We start from the raw sequence: 21,991 nt of genomic DNA on the forward strand, positions 1-21,991 counted from the left end.
CATCCTCGAGGAACGGGGATGGAAAGGCTGGACCCGCATCGAGCAGGTACCTGCCGACAGACTCAACACTCAGTCCGGACCTACCGAGTAACACTGATCCGCCCGCCGCGTCGGTCAGGCCTACGGGGTCACCCTGCGCGTCGTGGCTTCGGACCTGCTGCCGTGGCACCCCGGCCGTTGCGCCGAGCTGCGCGTGGGCGACTGGCCCGTCGGCCACGCCGGTGAGCTGCACCCGAAGGTGATCGAGGCGCTGGGTCTGCCCAAGCGGCCGTGGCGTTCGAGCTCGACCTCGACGCGCTGCCGCTGGACGACCACCGCCCGGCCCCGATCGTGTCGGCGTACCCGCCGGTGCTGCTGGACGTCGCGCTCGTCGTCGACGCCTCGGTGCCGGTGCAGTCGGTGTCGGACGTTCTGGGCTCGTCCGCCGGCGACCTGCTGGAGGACATCCGCCTGTTCGACGTCTACACGGGCGAGCAGGCAGGCGAGGGCAAGAAGTCGCTCGCGTACTCCTTGCGCTTCCGCGCGCCGGACCGCACGTTGACCGTCGAGGAGGCGACTTCGGCTCGCGACGCGGCCGTGGCCGCCGCCGGCGAGCGTTTGGGCGCGTCACTGCGCGCCTGATCGGTCAGACCTGGTGAGGCCCGGGATTCTTCGCGAATCTCGGGCCTTTCCACATCACGAGGGGCCGCAACCCGGCCTCGGTGACATGGCAGTCGGTGCCGGGTGCCACTATGTACACAGTGTTGTGGCAACAGGGCGGTGGGTGCCGACCGGTCGGCAGCTGGACCACCAGCTACACCGGACAGATTTGTTCCTGATAATTCGCTCGATCGGTCGAATCTCGGAAATCGGGATTTGGGATCAAACCAGCAGGTGGTAGCCCTGCGTAGCTGTCAAGGTGCCAAAGGTCCCTCATTACAAGGGCAAATCGGCGCCCGTAGGACGCTTGCGCAGTACGTGAAGCTTCTCCAAGATTGGCGACGCGGCCCGCTGGGCCGAGGGGCGAAGCGATGAACCACCGGGCGAGTATGGTCGCCGGTCCGGTGGGGAGCTAGAGGCGAACCCACCGCCTGGAGCAACAACTCTGGAGAGTTGCGCCATGCGTAGTTTGGGACCGCGCCTTGAGATCGCCGTGTCCTTGACGATCCTCATGCTCGGCGCGGCCGTCGTGGCGGCCATGCACCTGACCTGGCCTGAGCCGCAGTTGCCCGCGATGGCGTACTCGGTGAGCAGCGGCGAGTCCGGCATGCGGCAGCTGAAGCCGTTCGAGATCAACGACATCTCCGGCGCTGCCGTGGAGCTCCGGCCAGGTGCCGAGGGCGAGCGCAAGGTGCGGCTGTCCAACCCGAACCCCGTCGGGATCATCGTCGAGAGCCTGTCCGCGGTGCCCGGCCAGCCGCTCGACGCCACCCAGCAGCGCGTCGAGGGGTGCCCTGCCGGTGTGCTGACCGTGGTGCCGCTCAAGGACATGGTGGAGATCCCGGCAGGAGGCGCGGTCGAGGTCGTCATGAAGGTCCAGGTCGCCGAGGACGTTCCGTCCGCGTGCGCCGAGCTCGTCTTCCCGCTCACCTATTCGGGTCGTGCGAAGCACGGCTAGGCAGCCACTAGAGGTGTTTGAGGGCTTCGCGCCGTGACAACGGCGAAAGCCCCGGCCGGGCCTCGACGAACGCCCGCACCCACCCGGGCTCGGTCTTCGCGAACTCCCGCAGCGCCCACCCGATCCCCTTGCGCAGGAAGAAGTCGGGGTCGTCCACGTTCGCGTCGATGCACGCGGTCAGCAGTTCCGCATCGGTCGCGCCCTTGAACCCGAGCTGGCAGATGATCGACGTCCGCCGCCGCCACCTGTCGTCGTCGGTGGACCACTTCAGCATCAACGGCCGCACGACGTTCGGCGTGGACCGCAGCAACGGCCCGACCCGCCTCGACGCGATCTCGTCCACGTAGTCCCACCACGCGCCGGTGACGATCATCTCGTCGAACCAAGGCATCAGGTCGACGGACTGGAAGCGGCGATCACCGCTCAACGCCAGAGCCACGTACCGCTCCTCGCGATACGTCGCCTCCCGCCACAACGTCTGCACGGCGTCGAGCCACTCGTCCCGATCGCTCAGCGACGGCAATGACCGGAGCAACGCCACCCGTCCTGGTTTCTGCACGCCCAGGAACGGCATGTCGGACTTCATGTACGCCTGCATCTCCGGCGCTTTCACCGGATCGGCGAGCTCCTCCAGTCCTGCCCGGACCGCGTCGATCAACGAAGCCTTGGGGGTCACGCCTGAACGGTATAGGCAGAAGGAGTAGGCCGTTGAGATCGATGGCCCCATCGGCGCCAAAAGTGCTAACGAACCCGCAAAACATCAGTTCACCAGGCACGACTGTGAACGGAAAGCCGACTTGGCCCCACTACCATTCGCATTCATGCGTGTGCTCATGGTTGTGGCGGCGCTCGTGCTCACCAGCATGGGTGCCACCAAGGCGGACACGGTGGACTACCTGGATCTGCCGCTGACGAACGGTAACGGCGAACAACGGGGTGGAGTGCACCCCGACCTGCCGTACGACCGGGGCACGCTGGAGCGCGCGCTGGACGCCTATCGGAGCAAAGGCATCGCGCCGCCGAGGTTCAAGGCGTTGCTGTGGCAGTACTGGATCGTCCGCGCCGCCGAGGACGCGGGTGTGAAACTGTCCGACTGGGACCCGCAGCGGTCCGCCGATCACAACCGTTCGACCATCTTCGCCGTTTACGACTTCTACGCGAAGCTCTACCTGCAGCACGCCGACTCGTTGCGGTGGATGGGATTCGCCAACATCGGCGCCCCCGCGTTCGCCGCCGGCATGCTCGACTTAGGCACTGTTCCGGAGTTGCGCTGGTTCTCGTCGATGCTGATGTCAATGCAGAAGCACATCTTCATGGACCTCGGCGCGATGCACGCCGCCTATCTGCACGGTGGGATCAAGGCCGTGGAGGAGATGCGCGACGCGGGGATCATCGACCCGGAGACAACAGCCGCGTGGGCGGATCCGGCGCAGGCCGTCATGGAGTTCTCGTCGCGCGAGCAGAACCTGGTGATCGCCGAGCAGTTCAACCGGATGCGCGCCCGGTTGCTGCCGCCCGGCGAGGTCATCACGTACGCGATCACGGTGGCCGGTCCGATGCCGGTGCCCGGCGGGAAGACCCCCGCGCAGTACCTGCCGCTGTTCGGCGGCCCGTTGCCCGCGTTCAACTACGCGGACCGGGAGGCCCGCTGGGACTTCCTCAGCAACGACACGGTTCCCGCCTACGAACGACTTTCCAAGGACGCCGTGCACAAGATCGTGCAACGGCCGTTCGCGGACCGCGTCGCGGAGTACCGCGCCACGGCCCGCCTGCTCGACCTGATCGTGCCGTTCAGGAGTGACGAACCCCAGACCGGAGTTCGCTGAGCACGGTCAGCCTGTCCTCGTCGAGGATGCGCCGCGTGGTGACGCGGTCGGGGTAGCAGCGCATGAACATGTTGGTGAAGTGCGTGCCGTAGTGAATGACGTCGTCACCGTCCGGCTCGTCGAGCGGGCGCACGACGGCCTCGAAGTTCGGCTCGTGGAAGTACGCCATCGTGAAGCGCTCGCGGGTGTTCAGCAGGACCTTGTGCGGCGTGGAGAGCAGCTTGCCGCCGGTCAGGAACTGCAGGATGTCACCGGGGAACACGGTGATGACGTGCTGCACCGGTTCCACGAAGGTCCAGCCCTCCGAGTCCTGGAAGCACCCGGCGGCCGACTCCTCCGGGAGCCAGTTGCGCGGACGCTCTTCGCCCTCGATCGGCGGACGGACGTAGAGGCCGCCGACGTCGTCCTGTGCGGCGAGGACGAGCATGCCGTAGTCGGTGTGGGCGCCGATGCCGCGGTCGACGGTCTCGGACCTGGTGGGGAAGCGCAGCACCCGCATGTGGTGCCAGCCGTCGACGGTGAGCTTGGTGAAGGTGTCGATGTCGAGCCCGAAGCCCAGTGCGGTGAGCTTCAGGATGCGTTCGCCCGCGTCGCCCAGCATCGCCATGAACTCCCGCATGGCGTCGCGGTAGAGGTCGTCCGGCCACGGCACCGGCCCGTGGCACGGCCACTTGCCGACGACACGGGAGTCGTCGAGCGGAACGTCCTTGCAGACGGTGAAGATCTCCGAGTAGTCCGCGATGCCGTCGGTGACCTCCTCGCCGGACGCGATGTAGCCGGCGTAGGTCAGGTCGCTGACCAGGCGTGACTTCTCCTCGAGCGACAAGCCGTGGAAGAACCTTCTGCTGGCCGCCATGGCTTCTTCTGTGGTTCGGTCCTGCACCGCGTCCGTTGCGATCTGCAGAATCCCGTCGGCCTGCCATGCCGCGATGAGCTGGCGGCCGAGCTCGACGTCGTCGTCCGAGCCGGTGATGATCTCGGGAAGGCGGAACGTGCGTAGTTCGGTCATGGCCCAACGAACGGCGGTTCCGTTCATCGGGTTCATATTTCGTTCTAGGGTGGAATCGGATCCGTCTTAGTAGGCTGACGACCATGACGTCGTACGACTACGACCTGATCGTCATCGGCTCTGGTCCTGGTGGCCAGAAAGCGGCGATCGCAGGGGCGAAACTGGGCAAGCGCGTGGCCATCATCGACAAACAGGAGATGGTCGGCGGCGTCTGCGCGAACACCGGCACCATCCCGTCGAAGACGCTGCGGGAAGCCGTGATGTTCCTGACCGGCATGAGCCAGCGCGAGCTGTACGGCGCGAGCTACCGGGTCAAGCAGGACATCACGATCAGCGACCTGATGGCCCGCACGCAGCACGTGATCGGCCGCGAGGTTCAGGTCGTGCGTGCGCAGCTGCACCGCAACGGCATCGACCTTCTCAACGGCTTCGGGCGCTTCGTCGACGAGCACACCGTTGCGGTGGAAGGAAGTCACCGCGGCGACCGCACGACGATCTCCGGTGAGTTCATCGTCATCGCGACCGGCACCACGCCCGCCCGTCCGTCCGTTGTGGACTTCGACGAGGAGCGGATCCTGGACTCCGACGAGGTTTTCGCCCTCCAGGAGATCCCGTCGTCGTTGGTCGTCGTCGGCGCCGGTGTGATCGGCATCGAGTACGCGTCGATGTTCGCCGCGCTCGGTACCCGCGTGACGGTCGTCGAGCAGCGCGAGAAGATGCTGGACTTCTGCGACCCGGAGATCGTCGAGTCGCTGAAGTTCCACCTGCGGGACCAGGCCGTCACGTTCCGGTTCGACGAGAAGGTCGTGGACGTCTCGGTGTCCGACTCGGGGACGATCACGACCCTGGCCTCCGGCAAGCGGATCCCGGCTGCCGCGGTCATGTACTCGGCCGGTCGCCAGGGCTGCACCGACGAACTCGACCTTCCCGCCGCCGGCCTGGAGGCCGACCGCCGCGGCAGGCTGTCCGTCGACGAGCACTACCGCACGCCCGTCGAGCACATCTACGCCGTCGGCGACGTGATCGGCTTCCCCGCGCTGGCCGCGACGTCGATGGACCAGGGGCGCCTGGCCGCGTATCACGCTTTCGGCGAGCCGGTGCACGAGCTGACGGCGTTGCAGCCGATCGGCATCTACACGATCCCCGAGATCTCGTACTGCGGTGCGACGGAAGCCGAGCTGACCTCGTCCGCTGTTCCCTACGAGGTGGGCATCTCCCGGTACCGCGAGCTGGCACGCGGCCAGATCGTCGGCGACGCGTACGGCATGCTGAAGCTGCTCGTGTCCACTGTGGACCGAAAGATTCTCGGCGTGCACGTGTTCGGCACCGGCGCGACGGACCTCGTGCACATCGGTCAGGCCGTGATGGGGTGTGGTGGCACGGTCGACTACCTCGTCGACACGGTCTTCAACTACCCGACTCTGTCGGAGGCGTACAAGGTCGCCGCCCTGGACGCCACGAACAAGATCCGCGCCCTGGACCGCTTCACGATCTCGTGAGCCCGGCGTCGTGGGCCACGATGGCGGCCTGCACGCGGTTGGCGCACTCCAGCTTGGGCAGGATCCGGCTGATGTGCGCCTTCACCGTGCCGGTCGCCATGTAGAGCTGTTCGCCGATCTCGGTGTTGGACAGCCCCTCGCCGACGAGCTTGAGCACGTTGCGTTCGGTGTCGGTGAGCGCGTCGATCTTGCGGCGCGCCGCCGATCCGTCGTGGGGTGCGGTGAGGTGCTTCTCGATCAGCCGCTTGGTGATCTGCGGGGCGAGGATCGGTTCGCCGTTAGCGGCCTTGCGGACGGCGTTGATCAGCTCCTGCGGCGGGGTGTCCTTGAGCAGGAAGCCGGTCGCGCCGACCCTGAGCGCATGGGCCACGTAGGAGTCCTCGCCGAACGTCGTGAGCATGACGACGTTGGTGTGGCCGGCGATCTGCTCGGCGGCTTTGAGACCGTCGCCGCCGGGCATGCGGATGTCGAGCAACGCGACGTCGACACTGTGCGCGCGGGTGAATTCGACGGCCTGTTTGCCGTCGCTCGCCTCGGCCACCACGGTGATCTCCGGATCGTTCTCGAGGATCAACCGGATTCCGGCACGCATGAGCGTCTCGTCGTCGGCGATGAGGACTCGGATCACGCGCGTCAGCCTACGGGCGTTCCTGCTCCTTCGAGGTCAGCTTGCCGTCCTGGAAGCAGAGCTTGTAGTACAGCTGCGCGTTGTGCGACGTCTGGAACCGCGAGCACCCGTCGACCCCGAGCTGCCCGACGCCGAACTGGTCGATGATCTCTCTCTCGGACGTGACACCCACCCGCAACGAGTCGAAGTACGGCGCGTTCATCTGCGTCGGGTTGAGCAACGCGAAGAGCAGCAGCACGATCAACGCCCCGGCGATCGGCAGCAGCGCCAGCATGCCGAGGCATCCGCCGCCCACCACGCGCGGCACGGTCAGCACCTCGGCCGCGAGTGGCGGTGGTACCTCCTCCGCCTCGGCCACGGACTGTTCGGCCTGGGTCGCCGGGTGCAGGGGCACGTCCGCCGCGACCCGGAACCCGCCTTCGAGCGGCGGTCCCGCGCTGAACGAGCCGCCGAGCAGCCCGACGCGTTCCTCCAGACCGATCAGGCCGCGCCGGGTCCCCTTGCCGGGAGTGCCGGAGGAAGGACCGTTCAGCACCTGGATTCGCGCCCGTCCACCCTGGACCGCGACCTGCACCCGCGTGCGAGCGTGAGGGGCGTGCTTGTGCACGTTCGTCAGCGCTTCGCGGACCACCCGGTGCACCGCGCGCCGGGTTCGCGGGTCGGCGCCGTGCAGATCATCGCCGGACCAGTCGAGCGACACGGTGATCCCGGCGTTCACCGAGCTCTCGACCAGGGCCGCGATGTCGGACCTGGTGCCGGTGTCCTCGTCGAGCGACTCGGGTTCGGGGTTCGTCCGCAGCACGCCGAGGATCTCGCGCAGTTCGGCCATCGCGAGCGACGACGTGGTGCGGATCAGCTCGGCCTGGTCGTGCAGCTGCGGGGCCTTGGTCGCGGTCGCGAGCTCCAGCGCCCCCGCGTGGATCGAGATGAGGCTGAGCCGGTGTCCGAGCATGTCGTGCATCTCGCCGGCGATGTGCGCGCGTTCCTCGGAACGGGCTGACGCGGCGGTCAACGCACGGGCGCGTTCGAGGTATTCGTTGCGCTCCTGCAGCAACCGGACCATCGGCCTGCGGCGACCGAGCAGCATGCCCGAGACGGCAGGGAACAGCACGAAGAACACCGCCCCGGCGAACGCCCCGAGCAGGTTCTCCCAGAAAGGCGCGCTCTCGCGGACCAGGAAGAGGCTGAACCCGGTTTGCAGCACCACCGTCAGGCCCAGCAGCGCCCACAGCCGGCCGAGGCGGGGGATGCGCCGGGACGCGGCGAACATCACGAACGCCGTGGTCGCCATCGCCCACAGGTTGTTGACCGCGAAGAGCGGCGCGGTGAGCGGCAGCGCCCACTCGGGCTTGCGTGGAGCGAGCCACACGAGGGCGGCGATCCACAGCGCCGTCGCGATGGTCAGCAACGGGTGCGGGACGGGTGCCAGCGGCGCGATCAAGGGCACCAGGCCGACCAGGAACGCGAGCAACGGCCAGACGAACCTCACCGGGCAAGCTCCCTCTTCGTGGTCAACACACCTTTTCTGTCGAAGCAGAGCTCGAAGTCACGGCCGGGTACGTCGCGTGCGTGGTAGCGGAAGCACCCGGTGTGGTCCGACGGCACGCCGAAGCCGTGCGTCTCGGTGATCTGCTCCTCGTGCGCGACCGACACCTGGAACGCGTCGAACTCCTGCCTGGTCATCTCGGCGCGGCTGAAGATCGCGACGATGAGCAGGACGAACACCGTGCCGAGCGCAGGGACGACGGCCAGCGTGCCGAGGCAACCGCTGCCGATCACGCGTGGCACGGTCAGGATCTCGGCGGTGATCGGTGGAGGCGCCTCCACCACGGCACCTGCCGCGCCCGTTTCCTCCTGCACCACCGGGTGCAACGGGAGATCCGCCGCGACCCGGAACCCGCTCACGCCAGGCCCGGCGCTCAACGTTCCACCGATCAACCCGACGCGCTCCTCCAGCCCGATGAGCCCGCGGCGGGTGCCACCACCCCTGGGTTCGCTGCTCGGACCGTTGACCACCTCGACGTGCACTCGGTCGGCAACCTGCACGGAGACGCGGGTCCGTGCTGAGGGCGCGTGCTTGTGCACGTTCGTGAGTGCTTCGCGCACGACCCGATGCACCGCCCTCCGAAGGCGTGCGTCGGCATCGGCCAGATCGGCACCTGACCAGTCCAGATGGACGGACACGCCCGCAGCGGCAGACGCCGCCACGAGCCGTTCGACGTCCGCGCGCGTACCGGCGTCCTCGTCGGCCTCGATGGTCCCGAGCACGCCGAGGATCTCCCGCAGCTCCTCCATCGCGACCGTGGACGTCTTGCGAATCAGCTCGACCTGCTCACGCAGCTCAGGGGCCTGCTGAGCGGCGGAGAGCTCCAGCGCGCCCGCGTGCGCGGTCAACTGCCTGAGCCGGTGGCTGAGCATGTCGTGCATCTCGCTCGCGATGTGCGCGCGCGTGGCCGACCTGGCGGTGCTCGCGGTCAGCTCACGCGCGTGTTCCAGGTAGTCGTTGCGCTCCATCAGCACCTGCGTCAACGGCTTGCGCCGCCCGACGAGCGCACCGGCCACGGCGGGGAAGACCAGCAGGAACACGACGGTGAACGCGGTGCCGAGCAGGTACTCCTCCAAGCTGTCCCCTGCGCGCCACGCGTGCAGAGCGCCGAACGCCGCCTGCAGCACCGCTGTGACGCCCACCAACGCCCACAACTGCGGTTGCGAGCGGACCGACCGGGCGGAGCGGAAGATCACGAGCGAGGTCGGCGCGATCGCGAGCAGGTTGTTCACCGCGTGCAGAGGAGTTGTGAGCAGCATCGCCCATCGCGGCCGGCGCGCGCTGATCGGCACCAGCGCGGCGGCCCACACCGCCGACGCCACGATCAGCCACCAGTCGACGGGCCTGCCGAGCGGTGCCAGCAGCGTCACCAGCGCCACCAGGAAGGCACCCGCAGCCCACAGCCCGTCGCGCAGCCTCACGTTCACGCTGATCATCATGGTCGACGGGGGTGGGCCGGCCCAGCGCCAGGTGGCCCCGATCGGGTGGCCAGGTGGCCATGCTCGGTTGAGTGAGTTTGCATGACAGTGCATAATCATGCGTATGACAGTGAGGATCGCGGTCGCGGGCGCCAGCGGGTACGCGGGTGGCGAGCTGCTCCGCCTGCTACTGGCTCATCCGGACATCGAGATCGGCGCGCTGACAGCGAACAGCAGCGCCGGTGACAAGCTGCTCAAGCACCAGCCGCACCTCCTGCCGCTCGCGGACCGACAGCTACAAGACACCACAGTCGAGACCCTCAAGGGGCACGACGTGGTGTTCCTCGCACTTCCCCACGGTCACTCAGCCGAACTGGCCGAGCAACTCGGCGACGACACCGTGGTGATCGACTGCGGTGCCGACCACCGGCTGACCAGTGCGGATGACTGGACGCGCTGGTACGGCGGCGAGCACGCGGGCTCCTGGCCGTACGGGCTGCCCGAGCTTCCCGGCCAGCGGGACAGGCTCGTGGGAGCGCGCCGTGTCGCCGTTCCCGGCTGCTACCCGACGGTCTCGTCGCTCGCACTCGCCCCGGCCGTCGGCCTCATCGAGGACGAGGTCGTCATCGTCGCCGTCTCCGGCACGTCGGGCGCGGGCAAGTCGCTGAAGCCGAACCTGCTCGGATCCGAGGTCATGGGCTCGGCCAGCGCGTACGGCGTCGGTGGCGCCCACCGGCACACGCCGGAGATCACCCAGAACCTGAGCGCCGCGGCCGGCCGGCCGATCAAGGTCAGCTTCACCCCGGTGCTGGCGCCGATGTCACGCGGCATCCTCGCGACCTGCACGGCAACGCTCAAACCAGCCGCTTTGAACAACGCTGTTCGCGAGGCCTACGAGAAGGCGTACGCGAACGAGCCGTTCGTGCACGTGCTGCCCGAAGGTTTCTGGCCGACGACGAACGCCGTTCTCGGTTCGAACGCCGTCCAGATGCAAGTCACCGTCGACGAGGACCTGGGCAGGCTCGTGGTCGTGGCCGCCGTCGACAACCTGGCCAAGGGCACCGCGGGTGCCGCTGTCCAGTGCATGAACCTCGCTCTCGGACTGCCGGAAACGACCGGCCTCTCGACCGTTGGAGTCGCTCCGTGAACCGCAACAAGGGCGTCACCGGACCCCAGGGCTTCCGGGCCGCCGGCATCGCCGCCGGGATCAAAGAATCCGGCGCTCTCGACCTCACGCTCGTCGTGAACGACGGGCCTTCCGATGCTGCCGCGGGTGTCTTCACCACGAACAAGGTGAAGGCCGCTCCGGTGTTGTGGTCGCAGCAGGTGATCCAGTCCCGACGCCTCACCGCGGTGGTGCTCAACTCCGGCGGTGCCAACGCGTGCACCGGTCCCGAAGGCTTCCAGGACACCCACGCCACCGCCGAGAAGGTCGCCGAGGTGCTCGGCACCGGCGCTGTCGACGTCGCGGTGTGTTCCACCGGTCTGATCGGTGAGCGCCTGCCGATGGACAAGGTGCTGGCCGGAGTCGAGAACGCCGCGAAGGAACTGGACTCCTCCGTCGAAGCCGGTCTCAACGCCGCCACCGGCGTCATGACCACGGACAGCCGCCCCAAGCAGTCGTGGAAGGCGTCCGAGCAGGGCTGGTCGGTCGGCGGGTTCGTGAAGGGCGCCGGCATGCTCGCCCCGAACATGGCCACGATGCTGTCCGTCATCACCACGGACGCCAAGATCTCCGGCGATCAGCTCGACCAGGCCCTTCGTGCGGCCACCGGGAAGACGTTCGACCGGCTCGACGTCGACGGCGGCACGTCCACCAACGACACCGTTCTGGTTCTGGCGTCCGGTGCTTCGGGTGTGGAGCCCGCGTTCGACGACTTCGTCGCGTTGCTGACCGAGGTCTCCGCCGACCTGGTCAAGCAGCTCCAGGGCGACGCCGAGGGCGTGACGAAGGAAATCAGCATCACCGTCAAGCAGGCGGCCACCGAAGCCGAGGCCGTCCACATCGGACGGACGGTCGCCGAGGACAACCTGGTCAAGACCGCGCTGTTCGGCAGCGACCCCAACTGGGGCCGCATCGCGATGGCGCTCGGCCGTGCGGACGCCGAGATCGACCCTGACGTGCTGCAGATCCTGATCAACGGTGTTTCGCTGTACCGCAACGGAACCCGCGACCGCGACCGCAGCGAGGCCGACCTGTCCGGCCGCGAGATCGAGATCGTCATCGACCTCAACGTCGGTGACGCGGAAGCCACCGTGCTGACCACGGACCTGTCCCACGACTACGTCGAAGAGAACAGCGCTTACTCCTCATGAACGCACAAGAGAAGGCGGCGGTCCTCGTCGAGGCTCTGCCGTGGTTGCAACGTTTCCGCGGCGCGCTGGTGGTCGTCAAGTACGGCGGCAACGCCATGGTCGACGACGAGCTGAAGAAGGCGTTCGCCGAGGACATGGTGTTCCTGCGGCTGTGTGGCCTGCGCCCGGTCGTCGTGCACGGCGGTGGCCCGCAGATCAAGTCGATGCTGGACAAGCTCGGCATCCACAGCGAGTTCCGCGGCGGCCTGCGCGTCACGACCCCGGAAGCCATGGACGTCGTGCGGATGGTCCTGGTCGGCCAGGTCGGGCGCGAGCTCGTCGGCCTGATCAACCAGCACGGTCCTTACGCGGTCGGCATCTCCGGTGAGGACGCGCACCTGTTCACCGCCACCCGGCGCGGTGCCCTGGTGGACGGCGAAGAGGTCGACATCGGTCTCGTCGGCGACATCACCGAGGTCAACCCGGACGCGGTGCTCGACATCGTGCGTGCGGGCCGGATCCCGGTCGTGTCGTCGGTCGCGCCGGACGTCAACGGTGTGCCGCACAACGTGAACGCGGACACCGCCGCCGGTGCGCTGGCAGTGGCGCTGGGCGCGGAGAAGCTCGTCGTGCTGACCGACGTCGAGGGCCTGTACGCGAACTGGCCGGACAAGTCGTCGTTGCTGAACCAGGTTCGTGCCTCCGAACTGGAGAAGATGCTGCCGGACCTGGAAAGCGGCATGGTCCCGAAGATGGAGGCCTGCCTGCGCGCGGTGCGCGGCGGGGTTCCGCAGGCGCACGTGATCGACGGCCGGCTGGCCCACTCGGTTCTGCTCGAAGTCTTCACCTCCTCGGGTGTGGGCACGATGGTGTTGGGGGACAAGTGAGTTCGCGGTGGCAACAGTCCATGATGGACAACTACGGCACTCCTCAGCTGGCCTTGGAGCGCGGTGAGGGCGCCTACGTCTGGGACACCGACGGCAAGCGCTACCTGGACCTGCTGACCGGCATCGCGGTCAACTCGCTCGGCCACGCGCACCCGAAGATCGTCGAGGCGGTGACCGCGCAGATCTCGAAGCTCGGCCACACCTCGAACCTCTACGTGAACGAGCCGGCGCTGGCCTTGGCCGAGCGGTTGCTCGACCTGTCCGGCGTGCAGGGCAAGGTGTTCTTCTGCAACTCCGGCGCCGAGGCGAACGAAGCGGCGCTGAAGATGTCGCGCCGCACCGGCCGCACCAAGATCGTCGCTACCGTGGGCGGCTTCCACGGCCGCACGATGGGCGCGCTGTCGTTGACCGGTCAGCCCGGCAAGCGCACGCCGTTCGAGCCGCTCGTGCCCGGCGTGTCGCACATTCCGTTCGGTGACGTGGCCGCTCTCGAGGCCGCGATCGACGACGACACGGCGGCGTTCATCGTCGAGCCGATCCAGGGCGAGCAGGGCGTTGTCGTTCCACCGGAGGGATACCTGCAGGAAGCGCGCCGGATCACGGCCGAGCACGGCGCGTTGCTGATCCTGGACGAGGTGCAGACCGGTATCGGCCGCCTCGGCACGTGGTTCGCGTTCCAGCAGGCCGGGATCGTGCCGGACGTCATGACACTGGCGAAGGGCATCGGTGGCGGTCTGCCGCTGGGCGCGACCATCGGGTTCGGTGCGGCGGCTGACCTGTTCCAGCCCGGACACCACGGCACCACGTTCGGTGGCAACCCCGTGTGCTGCGCGGCCGCGCTCGCGGTGCTCGACACGATCGCCGCGGAAGGCTTGCTGGAGCACGCATCGTCCGTGGGCAAGGAGATCGCGGCCGGTGTCGAGGCGCTGCACCACCCGGCGATCTCCGGAGTGCGGGGAGCAGGCCTGCTGCTCGGAATCGTGCTGCGCGAGGCGGTCTCGGCGAAGGCAGCGGCGGTCGCGCAGAAGGCCGGTTACCTGATCAACCCCATCCAGCCCGACGTCATCCGCCTGGCACCGCCGCTGGTCCTGGACGAATCCGACGCGCTGTCGTTCGTGGCCGCGCTGCCGACGTTTTTTTGAGGAGCAGTCGTGAGCCCTCGGCACTTCCTCCGCGACGACAACCTGACGACGGACGAGCAGGCCGCCGTTCTCGACCTCGCGGACACGTACAAGGCGGACCGGTTCACCGCGAAGCCGTTGGCGGGCCCCAAGTCCGTCGCGGTGATCTTCGAGAAGAACTCGACGCGCACCCGGTTGTCGTTCGAGGTCGGCATCGCGCAGCTCGGCGGCAACCCGGTGATCATCGACGGCCGGTCCATGCAGCTGGGCCGCGAGGAGACCATCGAGGACACCTCGCGGATCCTGTCCGGCTACGTCGACGCCGTGGTGTGGCGGACGTTCGCGCAGGCGCGCATCGACGCGATGGCGAGCGTTTCGCGGATTCCGGTGGTCAACGCGCTGACCGACGAGTTCCACCCGTGCCAGGTCCTCGCCGACCTGCAGACGATCCGCCGCCGCTACGGCCGGTTGGCCGGTCTGACCCTGACGTACCTGGGTGATGGCGCCAACAACATGTCGCACTCGCTGCTGCTGGGTGGTGCCACGGCGGGTATGCACGTTCGCATCGGCGCACCGGCCGGGTTCGTGCCGAACCCGCAGTTCCTGGAGGACGCCAAGAGGCGTGCCGCGGAGACCGGTGGCTCGGTGGCGTTGATCAGCGATCCGCGCGAGTCGGTCGACGGCTCGGACGTGCTGGTCACCGACACGTGGACGTCGATGGGGCAGGAGAACGACGGCAAGGACCGCGTCGGCCCGTTCCGCCCGTACCAGGTCAACGCCGATCTGCTGGCTGCGACCGGCAAACCCGACTCCACGGTTTTGCACTGCCTGCCGGCGCACCGCGGCTGGGAGATCACCGACGACGTGCTCGACGGTCCGCAGTCGCTCGTGTGGCAGGAGGCGGAAAACCGCCTGCACGCTCAGAAGGCGTTGCTCGTGTGGTTGCTGGAGCAGTCGTCATGACCCGCACCGCCCGTCAGGGCCGCATCGTCGAGATGGTCAGCCAGCTCGTCATCCGCAGCCAGTCCGAGCTCGCGAAACTGCTTGCGGCGGAAGGCATCGAGGTCACCCAGGCCACGTTGTCGCGCGACCTGGACGAGCTCGGCGCGGTGAAGCTGCGCGGTCCTGACGGCGGTGCGCCGATCTACGTCATCCCCGAGGACGGCAGTCCGGTGCGGGGCGTCCAGGGCGGCACCACGCGGCTTGCGCGCGTGCTCGGCGAGCTGCTGGTGTCGACCGACTTCTCGGGCAACCTCGCTGTCCTGCGCACTCCGCCTGGCGCGGCGCAGTTCCTGGCCTCGGCGATGGACCGCGCGGCGTTGCACGAGGTCGTCGGCACGATCGCCGGCGACGACACGATCCTGGTCGTGGCCCGTGAGCCGATGACGGGCTCCGAGCTCGCCGACCGGATCGCCGCACTGGCCTCGGGTTCCGTCGATGAATGATCCCGTGCACGCGGTGCTGACCTTCGACGCCGGCGTGCCCGTGGCGGTGGACGGCGAGACCGTCTCCGTCGCCGAGGCGATCCGTGAGCTCAACTTCCGCGCGGGCGTGGTTCGTTCCAGCCTGGGGTCCGTCGCGGTGAGGGTGGCGCGGATGGCGCTCACGTCGGGCTCCGGCGAGGTCGACGTCGCGCTGTACGAGGGGCGCGTGGTCGGGCTGGTCGCCCGTTCGGAACAATCGCTTTACGACTTCGCTAGCTGAGAGTTGCGTGCAATGAGTTCTTTGTGGGGTGGCCGGTTCGAGTCGGGACCGGCCGAGGCGATGGCCCGCCTGTCGCTGTCGACGCACTTCGACTGGCGCCTCGCGCCGTACGACATCGCGGGTTCACGCGCGCACGCCCGTGTGCTGCACGCGGCGGGCTTGCTGACCGACGACGAGCTCGCCGACATGCAGAAGGCGCTGGACGAGCTGCTGGCCGACGTCGAGTCCGGTGCCTTCACCCCGGTGCTGGAGGACGAGGACGTCCACACGGCACTGGAGCGCGGCCTGATCGACCGCGCCGGTGTCGAGCTGGGCGGCAAGCTCCGCGCCGGCCGTTCCCGCAACGACCAGGTGGCGACGCTCTTCCGCATGTGGCTGCGCGACGCGTCGCGCCGGGTTGCCGCCGGCGTGCTGGACGTCGTGGACGCGCTGGCCGCGCAGTCCGAGACGAACTTCGGCGCCGTGATGCCGGGCCGCACACACCTGCAGTCCGCCCAGCCCGTGCTGCTGTCGCACCACCTTCTGGCCCATGCGCACGCGTTGCTGCGTGACGTCGACCGCCTGCACGACTGGGACAAGCGTGCGGCGTTCTCCCCGTACGGCTCGGGCGCGCTGGCCGGTTCGTCACTGGGCCTCGACCCGGCGAAGGTGGCCGCTGACCTGGGCTTCTACGCGCCCGTCGAGAACTCCATCGACGGTACCGCCTCCCGCGACTTCGCCGCCGAGATCGCGTTCGTGCTGGCCATGATCAGCGTGAACCTCTCCCGCGTGGCGGAGGAGATCATCATCTGGACCACCGCCGAGTTCCGCTTCGCGGTGCTCGACGACGCGTGGTCCACCGGCAGCTCGATCATGCCGCAGAAGAAGAACCCGGACGTCGCCGAGCTCGCGCGCGGCAAGTCCGGCCGCCTGATCGGCAACCTCGCCGGGCTGCTGGCGACGTTGAAGGCGCAGCCGCTGGCCTACAACCGCGACCTGCAGGAGGACAAGGAGCCGCTGTTCGACTCGGTCGAGCAGCTGGAGCTCCTGCTGCCTGCCTTCGCCGGCATGGTGGGGACGCTTCGCTTTGACGTCGAGCGCATGGCGTCGCTTGCTCCTGCGGGCTTCACGCTCGCCACGGACATCGCGGAATGGCTTGTGCGCCAAGGCGTTCCGTTCCGCGTGGCGCACGAAGCCGCCGGTGCGTGCGTTCGCGCCGCCGAGTCGCGTGGTGTCGGCCTGGAAGACCTGACCGACGCGGAGTTCGCGGCGATCTCGCCCGCCCTGACCCCTGAGGTCCGTTCGGTGCTGACCGTCGAGGGCTCCATCGCCTCGCGCAACGCCCACGGCGGCACCGCTCCGGAACGCGTCCGCGAACAGCTGGACGCGCTGGTCGCCAAGGCTGCGGCGGCACGTGATTTCTAGGTTGCTGACCAGGGAGGAGCTGGCCGTCGACCCGGTCGATGCCGCCCAGCTCCTCCTCGGCTCGTACCTGCAGGCAGACGACGTGCGCGTGCGCATCGTCGAGGTGGAGGCGTACCGGGGCGGCGACGACCCGGCGTCGCACTGCTACCGCGGCAAGACCCCGCGCAACGAGGTGATGTTCGGCCCGGCCGGCCATCTCTACGTCTACTTCGTCTACGGCATGCACTTCTGCGCCAACGTCGTCTCATTGACCGACGGCGTCCCCGGTGCGGTGCTGTTGCGCGCGGGCGAAGTCGTGTCCGGTGAGGACACCGCGTTCTCTCGACGCCCCGCCTCGCGCTCGGCCGCTGAACTGGCCAAAGGACCCGCACGGTTGTGCAAGGTCCTCGGCTTGGACCGCGGTTCCAACGGCATCGACCTGACGTCCGCTGACTCGCCCGTGCGGTTGTACGCGGGGGATCCGGCGGTGCAGGTGTTCTCAGGCCCACGCGTGGGTGTCGCTGTGGCGATGGACGTGCCGTGGCGCTTTTGGATCGACTCTCCGGCCGTGTCGACCTACAAGAGAGGCGGCAAGCGCCGCACCTCAGCGTGAGAGCCTGGCCAGCGCTGCTTTGAAGTCCTCCTCGAGCGCAGGATCAACTTCGAACACCAACGGCACGGTCATGCCGATCTCCATGCGCTTCAGGTGGATCTGCTCCGCGTGAGTGTTGATCTCCTCACCGGCGGTGACCCGCTCGACAAGTGTGTCGGCCCTCTCGCTCAGGTCTTCCGCAACCTTGTGCATCGCACGTAGTTGTCGGTCGGCGAAGCGTGCCTGGATACGAGATGCGGTACGAGCATGTTCGTTGCCGTAGCTCGTGGCATGAATGGTCCGTGCCCATTCAAGGATCTCGTCGAAGATCCGCACGAACAGGTGGCCGAGGTGGATGACCTGCTCCGGATCGTTCGGGATGCCTGGCGCACCGAACGCCGCTAGTTGCGCTTCAGCGGTGAACGTCTCGACCGCGACCTTGATGATCTCGGAGAGCAGGACGTTGCGGTCGCGGATCAGGCTGATGCCGGTTCCGTGCTCGACGGCGCCGTTGCGGGGTGCGTATCTGAGGAAGTGCTCCCAGTACTTGCTCTCCAGTTTGCGTAACCCTTGCAGCACCACTCCCGCATACAGCAGGTACTCCCAGCCGCGTGGCTTCTCGCTGACGAGCGCTGCGACGGCCTCCTGCGTGATCGGAGTCTGGGCCGTGAACGCTGAGCGGTGCTGCGCGAGTTTCTCCACCACCGCTTGGGAAATCACGTCCACGCTGTGACGACGCAGGTCCAGGTATGCCACCGTCGACGACATCCCCGGCACTTCAGTGTCGTCGAGCCTGATCGGCAGGACGTACTCCTCAGCTTGCTCCAGAGCTCGCGCTTGCGCGGCCTGACGCTCGATCTTCGTCCACTTCTTCGCGACGTAGTGCTTGGAGGCGAACAGCAGCACGTACCGGACTCGATTGCCGTAGATTTCCGGCAGCTGATCGACCAGGTTCACGCCCCACAATTTGGCAGTGTGGTCTTCGTCGTAGAACACGCGTACACCCAGCTCCCTGAGCCTCCGCACGATCGGTAGCACAACTGCACGATCCTCACCTGCGAATGACGGGGCGACGTCGAATTCGTAGTAGTCCGGCACCCCGCCATTCTGCTCCAAACCGCGTCAGCGTGAGAGCTTGTCCAGCGCTGCCTTGAACTGCCGCTCCAGCTCGGGATCCACCTCGAACACCAGCGGCACGGTCATGTTGATCTGCTCGCCGGCGGTCAGCCGTTCGACCAGCGTGTCCGCCACTTCGCGCAGATCCTGCGCAACTGCGTGCATCGCCCGTAGTTGCTGGTCGGCGAACTGGGCTTGGACGCGCGCGGCCGTGCGGGCGAGGTCGTTGGCGTAGCTGGTCCCGTGGATCCCCCGAGCCCATTCCAGGATCTCGTCGAACGTCCGCACGAACAGCTCGCCGAGATGCACGATCCGGTCCGGGTTCCCTTGCACCCCGGGCTCTCCGAACGCGGCTTCCTGGGTGTCCGCGGTGAACACGGTGTCGACCGCGACCTTGATGATCTCGCCCAGCAGCACGTTGCGGTCGCGGATCAGCGAGATCCCGTTGCCGTGCTCGACGGTGCCGTTGCGCGGCGCGTACCTCAGGAAGTGCTCCCAGTACTTCGACTCCAGTTCAGCAAGTCCTTGCGACACAACGGTCACGTAGAGCAGGTACTCCCACCCGCGCGGCTTCTCCCGCACGAGCGCCGCGACCGACTTGGGCGTGATCAGGGTGTGGCTGGTGAACTCCGCGCGGTGTTGCGCCAGCTTCTGCTTGACGGCCTGCGCGATCACCTCGGTGTCGTGAACACGGAGGTCCAGGTAACCGATCGTCGATGCGAGACCGGGCACCTCGGTGTCGTCGATCCGGATCGGCAGCAGGAACTCGGCCTGCTGCTCCAGCGCCCGTGCCTGTGCGGCTCGTCGCTGCAGCCGCGCCCACCGTTCGTCGACGTAGTGCCGCGACACGAACGGAATCACGTACCGGACCCGCCTGCTGAACGTGTCCGAGGTGTGTTCGACCAGGTCGAGACCCCAGCGCTCGACCAGCTGGTCCTCGTCGTAGTAGACCTTGACGCCCAGGTCCTTCAGTCGCTGGACGATCTCCAGCACCTGGGCCCGGTCTTCGTCTGCGAACGACGGGGCGACGTCGAACTCGTACTCCGGCACCCCGCCATTCTTCTAGGGCCGCACGGTCCTGCGGTACCAGGCGCGCCGGTGATCGGCCGGGAGTGCCAGACGCGTGATCAGGTTCGTCAGCAACGTGCCGATGAGCAGCCACAGGATCGCGGCCAGACCCTCGTTGAAGAGAACGGCCACCTTCTCGCTGTCCGGCGTGAACAGGCCGTCCAGACCGAGGGTGATCCCGTTCGCCCAACCTGCGACGAACTGGAAGAACCCGTTGGCGGCGTTCGCATCCGCCACCACCAGGAAGATGTGTACCAACAGCACGATGGCGAACGTCCAACACACGATGTCGATGACCGCACAGACGGTGTGCACCGTCCGCACCTTGCGGTAGGAGTCGTCGCGCTCGACGACCTCTTCCACGGCCGGCTCGTTCACGCGCGGCATGCGTTCAGTGGGCCGCCGCAACTCGTCACGTGGCTCCGTCATGGCAGCCGGTTACCCGTCGGAGTACCGGGTAGAAACCCGTTCGACCTGGTAGGCGACAATGAGTGCCGTGAGCGAGCACATCCTTGACGAACTGTCCTGGCGCGGCCTGATCGCGACGTCCACCGACCTCGACGCACTCCGGAAGGACCTGGACGGCGGCCCGCTCACGCTCTATTGCGGTTTCGACCCCACTGCGCCGTCGCTGCACGCGGGCAACCTGGTCCCGCTGCTCATGCTCAAGCGCTTCCAGATGGCGGGGCACCGGCCGATCGTGCTGGCGGGCGGCGCGACGGGCATGATCGGCGACCCGCGCGACACCGGTGAGCGCACGCTGAACTCCCTGGACACCGTCGCCGAGTGGTCCGACCGCATCCGCGGCCAGCTGGAGCGGTTCGTGCACTTCGACGACTCGCCCACGGGGGCGGTCGTCGAGAACAACCTGAACTGGACCGCGCAGGTCAGCGCGCTGGAGTTCCTGCGCGACGTCGGCAAGCACTTCTCGGTCAACGTGATGCTGTCGCGCGAGACCGTGAAGCGGCGCCTCGAGACCGACGGCATGTCGTACACCGAGTTCAGCTACGTGCTGCTGCAGTCGAACGACTACCTGGAGCTCAACCGCAGGTACGGCACCGCGCTGCAGGTCGGCGGCTCCGACCAGTGGGGCAACATCGTCAGCGGTGTCGACCTGGTGCGCAGGGTCGAGGGCAAGCAGGTCCACGCACTGACCGCGCCGCTGGTCACCGACGCCGAGGGACGCAAGTTCGGCAAGTCCACGGGCGGCGGGCGCGTGTGGCTCGACCCGGAGATGACCTCGCCGTACGCCTGGTACCAGTACTTCGTGAACGTCGACGACGTCACGGTGCTGAACTACCTGCGCCTGTTCACGTTCCTCACGCGTGAGGAGCTGGACGAGCTGGAGAAGCAGACGGCGGAGGCGCCGCACCTGCGTTCCGCGCAGAAGCGTCTCGCGCAGGAGTTCACGGACCTGGTGCACGGCGAGCGCGCGACCCAGCAGGTCATCCTGGCGTCGGCGGCGCTGTTCGGTCGCGGCGAGCTGCGTGACCTGGACGAGTCGGTGCTGGAGGCCGCGTTGGCCGAGGCGCCCACGGGACAGGTGCGGCTGGCGGACGAGCCGACGATCGTCGACCTGCTCATCGCGTCCGGCCTGGCCGAGAGCCGGGGCGCCGCGCGGCGCACGGTGAAGGAGGGCGGTGCCTACGTGAACAACGCGAAGGTGACCGACGAGGAGTGGAAGCCGGCCCCGGCAGACCTGCTCCACGGCACGTGGCTGGTGCTTCGTCGCGGCAAGCGCAACAACGCTGGCGTGCGCGTGGAGCTCTGACCTGCACGTTCAGGTCCTCGAAGGCCGCCGATCCCACTGCGGATCGGCGGCCTTCGACCTTTGTGAGTGTGACGGCGGCCACAGTGTGCAGGGCAATGGGGCTGCGATAACTTGTTGCTGGATCCTGTATGGGGCTGCTGACCTGCGGTTTCTTAACCGCAGGTAGCCGCGTGTCCCCGATTTGACCCTGAGTTGGCGTGCGTGTAACTTTCTCTCTGCCAGCGCGGAACGGGCCGGGAACACCGGAACGGAGTGCGGCGGGGGTCACGAACCAAGCTTCCACGGACTGTGGTAGAGTGGGTGACCGCGAAACGATGAAGACCCAGCCGGTAGCTCTTCTGAGCTCAGAGGCCAAGGGCGTCGGAAGTTTCAAATACAAGCTTATGTACGACACAGCCTCGGATCGAGCCGCTGCAGGGCGGATCGTGATGATGAGCGCGTGTTCTTTGAGAACTCAACAGCGTGCCGATAACACAGCCAGTAATATATGAATACCTCCTCGTCGAGGTATTCCTTTGAGTAGATAGATTG

General features: G+C 67.6%; 21 protein-coding genes and 1 pseudogene. 14 read left to right on the forward strand and 8 right to left on the reverse strand.

Annotation, left to right across the window (positions count from 1 at the left end):
• Nucleotides 1-97 precede the first annotated feature (97 nt).
• Both FXN61_RS31610 and FXN61_RS31615 read left to right on the forward strand, forming a co-directional pair.
• Nucleotides 98-621, forward strand: a pseudogene (locus FXN61_RS31610) (phenylalanine--tRNA ligase subunit beta-related protein); the annotation flags it as partial.
• A gap of 478 nt (nucleotides 622-1,099) precedes the next feature.
• Complete coding sequence (locus tag FXN61_RS31615) at nucleotides 1,100-1,597, forward strand: hypothetical protein (protein WP_167977645.1); 498 nt, start codon at nucleotides 1,100-1,102, stop codon at nucleotides 1,595-1,597.
• Nucleotides 1,598-1,604: 7 nt separating this feature from the next.
• Here the strand turns inward: FXN61_RS31615 and FXN61_RS31620 are convergent, their stop codons facing one another.
• Nucleotides 1,605-2,273: a DNA alkylation repair protein gene (locus tag FXN61_RS31620; protein ID WP_312878141.1), complete on the reverse strand. Its 669-nt coding sequence runs from the start codon at nucleotides 2,271-2,273 to the stop codon at nucleotides 1,605-1,607.
• A 145-nt stretch (nucleotides 2,274-2,418) separates the two neighbouring features.
• Between FXN61_RS31620 and FXN61_RS31625 the strand changes: the two genes are divergently transcribed.
• Entirely contained in the window at nucleotides 2,419-3,423 is a 1,005-nt protein-coding gene (locus tag FXN61_RS31625; protein ID WP_167977647.1) for a hypothetical protein, read from the forward strand.
• Here the strand turns inward: FXN61_RS31625 and FXN61_RS31630 are convergent.
• Nucleotides 3,389-4,432, reverse strand: coding sequence for a 2-oxoglutarate and iron-dependent oxygenase domain-containing protein (locus FXN61_RS31630; protein ID WP_167977648.1), 1,044 nt, complete (start codon nucleotides 4,430-4,432; stop codon nucleotides 3,389-3,391). The two genes, FXN61_RS31625 and FXN61_RS31630, sit on opposite strands and share 35 nt — an antisense overlap.
• An 83-nt stretch (nucleotides 4,433-4,515) precedes the next feature.
• Between FXN61_RS31630 and sthA the strand changes: the two genes are divergently transcribed.
• Nucleotides 4,516-5,931, forward strand: coding sequence for a Si-specific NAD(P)(+) transhydrogenase (sthA, locus tag FXN61_RS31635; protein ID WP_167977649.1), 1,416 nt, complete (start codon nucleotides 4,516-4,518; stop codon nucleotides 5,929-5,931).
• On the opposite strand, the gene FXN61_RS31640 is transcribed toward sthA, so the two are convergent.
• From FXN61_RS31640 to FXN61_RS53045, 3 genes are read right to left on the reverse strand one after another with little or no spacing between them, the layout of a single operon-like run.
• Nucleotides 5,918-6,559 carry a response regulator gene (locus tag FXN61_RS31640; protein ID WP_167977650.1) on the reverse strand — a complete coding sequence of 214 codons (642 nt, stop codon included), beginning with the start codon at nucleotides 6,557-6,559 and terminating at the stop codon, nucleotides 5,918-5,920. The genes sthA and FXN61_RS31640 overlap by 14 nt on opposite strands.
• Before the next feature lie 10 nt (nucleotides 6,560-6,569).
• Nucleotides 6,570-8,048: a sensor histidine kinase gene (locus tag FXN61_RS53040; RefSeq protein WP_167977651.1), complete on the reverse strand. Its 1,479-nt coding sequence runs from the start codon at nucleotides 8,046-8,048 to the stop codon at nucleotides 6,570-6,572.
• Complete coding sequence (locus tag FXN61_RS53045; protein ID WP_167977652.1) at nucleotides 8,045-9,532, reverse strand: sensor histidine kinase; 1,488 nt, start codon at nucleotides 9,530-9,532, stop codon at nucleotides 8,045-8,047. The genes FXN61_RS53040 and FXN61_RS53045 overlap by 4 nt, the downstream gene beginning before the upstream one ends.
• 115 nt (nucleotides 9,533-9,647) lie before the next feature.
• Between FXN61_RS53045 and argC the strand changes: the two genes are divergently transcribed.
• From argC to FXN61_RS31695, 9 genes are read left to right on the forward strand one after another with little or no spacing between them, the layout of a single operon-like run.
• On the forward strand, nucleotides 9,648-10,670 hold the full coding sequence (gene argC / locus FXN61_RS31655) for an N-acetyl-gamma-glutamyl-phosphate reductase (RefSeq protein WP_167977653.1): 1,023 nt from the start codon (nucleotides 9,648-9,650) through the stop codon (nucleotides 10,668-10,670).
• On the forward strand, nucleotides 10,667-11,839 hold the full coding sequence (gene argJ / locus FXN61_RS31660) for a bifunctional glutamate N-acetyltransferase/amino-acid acetyltransferase ArgJ (RefSeq protein WP_167977654.1): 1,173 nt from the start codon (nucleotides 10,667-10,669) through the stop codon (nucleotides 11,837-11,839). The genes argC and argJ overlap by 4 nt, the downstream gene beginning before the upstream one ends.
• The gene (gene argB / locus FXN61_RS31665; protein WP_167977655.1) at nucleotides 11,836-12,705 is read left to right on the forward strand and encodes an acetylglutamate kinase; all 870 of its coding nucleotides are present in this window, start codon (nucleotides 11,836-11,838) and stop codon (nucleotides 12,703-12,705) included. Before argJ ends, argB begins: the two co-directional genes overlap by 4 nt.
• A 20-nt stretch (nucleotides 12,706-12,725) precedes the next feature.
• On the forward strand, nucleotides 12,726-13,847 hold the full coding sequence (locus FXN61_RS31670; protein ID WP_167977663.1) for an acetylornithine transaminase: 1,122 nt from the start codon (nucleotides 12,726-12,728) through the stop codon (nucleotides 13,845-13,847).
• 9 nt (nucleotides 13,848-13,856) lie between these two features.
• Nucleotides 13,857-14,789 (forward strand): ornithine carbamoyltransferase, encoded by a 933-nt coding sequence (gene argF, locus FXN61_RS31675; RefSeq protein ID WP_167977656.1) that lies wholly within the window; start codon nucleotides 13,857-13,859, stop codon nucleotides 14,787-14,789.
• Nucleotides 14,786-15,271 (forward strand): arginine repressor, encoded by a 486-nt coding sequence (locus FXN61_RS31680; RefSeq protein ID WP_167977657.1) that lies wholly within the window; start codon nucleotides 14,786-14,788, stop codon nucleotides 15,269-15,271. The genes argF and FXN61_RS31680 overlap by 4 nt, the downstream gene beginning before the upstream one ends.
• On the forward strand, nucleotides 15,264-15,530 hold the full coding sequence (locus tag FXN61_RS56585; RefSeq protein ID WP_167977658.1) for an argininosuccinate synthase: 267 nt from the start codon (nucleotides 15,264-15,266) through the stop codon (nucleotides 15,528-15,530). Before FXN61_RS31680 ends, FXN61_RS56585 begins: the two co-directional genes overlap by 8 nt.
• Before the next feature lie 12 nt (nucleotides 15,531-15,542).
• On the forward strand, nucleotides 15,543-16,934 hold the full coding sequence (gene argH, locus FXN61_RS31690; RefSeq protein ID WP_167977659.1) for an argininosuccinate lyase: 1,392 nt from the start codon (nucleotides 15,543-15,545) through the stop codon (nucleotides 16,932-16,934).
• Nucleotides 16,927-17,526 carry a DNA-3-methyladenine glycosylase gene (locus tag FXN61_RS31695; RefSeq protein ID WP_167977664.1) on the forward strand — a complete coding sequence of 200 codons (600 nt, stop codon included), beginning with the start codon at nucleotides 16,927-16,929 and terminating at the stop codon, nucleotides 17,524-17,526. Before argH ends, FXN61_RS31695 begins: the two co-directional genes overlap by 8 nt.
• Here the strand turns inward: FXN61_RS31695 and FXN61_RS31700 are convergent.
• From FXN61_RS31700 to FXN61_RS31710, 3 genes are read right to left on the reverse strand one after another with little or no spacing between them, the layout of a single operon-like run.
• Entirely contained in the window at nucleotides 17,518-18,603 is a 1,086-nt protein-coding gene (locus tag FXN61_RS31700) for a toll/interleukin-1 receptor domain-containing protein (RefSeq protein WP_167977660.1), read from the reverse strand. The two genes, FXN61_RS31695 and FXN61_RS31700, sit on opposite strands and share 9 nt — an antisense overlap.
• Before the next feature lie 24 nt (nucleotides 18,604-18,627).
• A complete protein-coding gene (locus FXN61_RS31705; RefSeq protein WP_167977661.1) occupies nucleotides 18,628-19,671 on the reverse strand; it encodes a toll/interleukin-1 receptor domain-containing protein in 1,044 nt (347 codons plus the stop codon).
• A 12-nt stretch (nucleotides 19,672-19,683) separates the two neighbouring features.
• On the reverse strand, nucleotides 19,684-20,118 hold the full coding sequence (locus tag FXN61_RS31710) for a hypothetical protein (RefSeq protein ID WP_246292250.1): 435 nt from the start codon (nucleotides 20,116-20,118) through the stop codon (nucleotides 19,684-19,686).
• 67 nt (nucleotides 20,119-20,185) lie between these two features.
• Here FXN61_RS31710 and tyrS point away from each other — a divergent pair, with 67 nt between their 5' ends.
• On the forward strand, nucleotides 20,186-21,460 hold the full coding sequence (gene tyrS, locus FXN61_RS31715; protein ID WP_167977662.1) for a tyrosine--tRNA ligase: 1,275 nt from the start codon (nucleotides 20,186-20,188) through the stop codon (nucleotides 21,458-21,460).
• Nucleotides 21,461-21,991: the final 531 nt, after the last annotated feature.

This window comes from Lentzea indica (assembly GCF_012184385.1).
In the GTDB taxonomy this organism is placed as follows: Bacteria; Actinomycetota; Actinomycetes; order Mycobacteriales; family Pseudonocardiaceae; genus Lentzea; species Lentzea indica.